At 68.5% G+C, this 3,031-nt stretch carries 1 protein-coding gene and 1 tRNA gene; both read left to right on the top strand.

The features are described 5' to 3' along the window. Window positions 1–82 precede the first annotated feature (82 nt). Window positions 83–2,692 carry an AAA family ATPase gene (locus WAW85_RS06610; RefSeq protein WP_422558836.1) on the top strand — a complete coding sequence of 870 codons (2,610 nt, stop codon included), beginning with the start codon at window positions 83–85 and terminating at the stop codon, window positions 2,690–2,692. Window positions 2,693–2,758: 66 nt separating this feature from the next. Further along, window positions 2,759–2,831 (top strand) — tRNA-Arg (locus WAW85_RS06605). Window positions 2,832–3,031: the final 200 nt, after the last annotated feature.

The raw sequence follows: 3,031 nt of genomic DNA, 5'->3' as shown, positions 1-3,031 counted from the left end.
CGCTGGCGGCGCAAGGCGGCGATGGCGCCGTGGCCGCGCGCAGCGCCCTGTCGCTGCTGTTCCGGCTGGCCGGAGGCGGCCAGTGAGGTTGCATCGCCTGCGGCTGAAGGACTTTCGCGGAATCGAGGAGCGCGACATCGAGTTCGCCGACTCGGGTATCACGGTGGTCGAGGGTGCGAATGAGGCTGGCAAGTCGTCGATGATCGAGGCACTCGATCTGCTGCTCGGAGTCAAGGACGACAGCAAGGGTGCCGGCGTGCGTGCGGTGAAGCCCGCGGGCCGCGACGTCGGTTCCGAGGTCTGTGCCGAGATCAGCTGCGGCCCGTGGCGGTTCGAATACTTCAAGCGGTTCAACCGCAAAACCGAGACCAGGCTCACCATTCTGAAACCGAAACGCGAACAACTGACCGGCCGCGGCGCACACGAGCGCGTCACGGCCATCCTGAACGAGTCCCTCGACGACACACTGTTCCGCGCGCTCCGGCTACTGCAGACCGCGGGCCCGGACCTGGGTGATCTCGCCGACTCGGCGGCGCTGACCCGCGCACTGGATCGGGTCGCCGCGCCGACAGTGGGCAGTGCCCTCGATGACGCTGCCGGTGCTGACGACGGCGCCGGAGCGGCACTGATCGAGGCGGTCGAAGGCGAGTTCACGCGGTACTTCACCGCCACCGGTCGGCCTGCCCGCGAGCTGGCTGACGCGACCGCGGCGGCCAAGTCTGCCCGCGCGGCCGTCGATGCGGCGGCCGAGCTGATGCGGGCGGCCGATCAGGCTGCGGCGGAGCTGCCAGCGGTGGAGTTGGAGCATGCCCGGGTAGCCACTGACCATGCGTATGCGACCGCAGACTTTGAGGACCTGGGAAGGCGTCTCGCCGAGGCGGAGAAGGTAGAGGCACGGTTGGCTGAGGGGCGGGCGCGCGCCGGGGAGTGGCGACTGAAAGCCGATCTCGCGGAGCGAGATCTGGTCGAGCGGACCGCGGCGGCCGCGCGGATAGCGGTGCGGGAGAAGCGGATCGAGACCGAGGCCACGCAGGCCGCAGAGGCGGCGGCGGGGGCGACTCGGGCCGCGGCGGAGGCCACTGAGCTGGACGAGGCCGTGGGCCTAGCCCGAGTGGCGCAGCAGGCGCTGCGAGCCGAGTTGGCTGTGGCCGAAGCCGCCGAGCAGCTCGCGACTCGGCGAGCCCGGCTGGCAACGATCGATCAACTGCTTGATGATGTGCGTGGTCTGGACGCCCGGTCTGCCGAGCTGGCGCCGATGATCCAGGCCAATCCTGTGGTGTCGCAAGACGTTTCGATGGCCAATGATCTCGATCGGAAGATCACCTCCATCCTTGCGCGGATCGACGCGGCGGCCGCCACGGTGGAAGTGCTGCCGACCGGTGACGAACCGGTGACTCTGGACGGCGTAGCGGTCACCGAGGCGCGGACCGTCGCGGCGGTGGGTGAGATGGTTATCGAAGCCGCGGGTGTGCGCGTCGTGGTGCGCGGCGCCGTGGACACTCAGTCTTTGGCCGAGCAGCTTTCCGAGCTCCAGACGCAGGCTGCGCGACACCTGGCGCGGTGCGGTGTCGCCGAACTCATGCAGATCGCCGGTCGGGCGCAGGAGCGCGCGGACCTCGAACGAGAACGTGCCGGACTGGCCGCCGCCCGGACCCGCGTGCTGGCGGGAGCCGGTGTCGAAGCACTGGCCGCCGAACGCGGCCTGCTGGTCGCCGAATTGGCGGGCACGGGGGAGTCAGGAGAATGCCGACCGGTCGCCGACCTGGTGGCCGAGGATCGCCGACGCGCGGATTTCATGTCGCGGTCGGAACTGGCGGCGGTGCGGCAGCGCCAGCTCGCCGATGGGCTCCGGACACGCGCCGAGGAGAAGGCCGCGGCGGTCACGGCCGAGCGGGCCGCTGCGACGGCCGAGCGCAGCACCCTCGTGGAAGAGCGTGCTCGCGTCTCCGACGCCGCACTGGCGGGTATCGTCGCCGGCACAGAGTCGGAGTGCGCACAGGCGCAGTCGCTGGTCACCGAGCGGGAGAAGGAAGCAGCTGCTGTCGATCCGGCGGGTGTGCAGGCCCGGTACGCCGAGGCCGCGCAGAATGTCGACCGGCTGGCGGCCACGCTGAAGCAATTGTGGGACAAGCGGACTCAGCTACGCACCAAGCTGGACATGTGCCGGGACGAGAACCGGCTGGACGATATTGCGATCACGGAGAAGGCGGCTCTAGCCGCCGCAGCCGAACTGGCCCGTGTGCGGGAGCGTGCCGACGGCGCGAAGCTGCTCTACGAGACGCTGATCGCCAAACAGGCCGAGAGCCGAGCCCGGTACGTGGCGCCGTTCACCCGTTCGCTCGAAGAACTGGCCGCGCCGGTCTTCGGTGACTCGGTTCGCTTCGAGGTGGCCGACGATTTCACCATCGCCAGCCGCACCCTGGACGGCACGACCGTCGACGTCGCCGCTCTGTCCGGGGGAGCGCGCGAACAGCTCGGGCTGATCGCCCGTCTGGCGTGCGCGAAGATCGTCGACGAGACCGATGGCGTCCCGGTGATCCTCGACGATGCCCTCGGCTACTCCGATCCGGAGCGGCTGGCATCGATGACGCGGGTGCTCGCCGAGGCCGCCGGTGACGCCCAGATCATCGTGCTGACCTGCACGCCCGGCCGGTACGCGGCAGTCGACGGCGCACACGTCGTCGCGGTCTGACATAGGCGCGCGGCCCCGGTGTTGGGGAGTGCAACGCCGGTGCGCTACTGTTGCTTCGCTTGACCCGCCCCCCTAGCTCAGGGGATAGAGCGTCTGCCTCCGGAGCAGAAGGTCGCAGGTTCGAATCCTGTTCGGGGTACGATAGAAGAAAAGGCCGGTATTCCACCACAAAACGGAATGCCGGCCTTTCACGTACTAGAACCCTTCCAAAGGAGTGTCATTTTCCGCAACGAGTACTGGTTTTCCCTGGGAAAATACGTTGCGTGAATCCGAAAACGCCACTCCTTTGGGAGAGTGTAGGCCGAACCTTCCTACAGCTGGATCCCGTTCGTGTAGTAC

It is taken from the genome of Gordonia sp. (in: high G+C Gram-positive bacteria) (assembly GCF_049299075.1).
Taxonomy (GTDB): domain Bacteria; phylum Actinomycetota; class Actinomycetes; order Mycobacteriales; family Mycobacteriaceae; genus Gordonia.
This window is presented reverse-complemented; position numbering and strand designations above follow the sequence as displayed.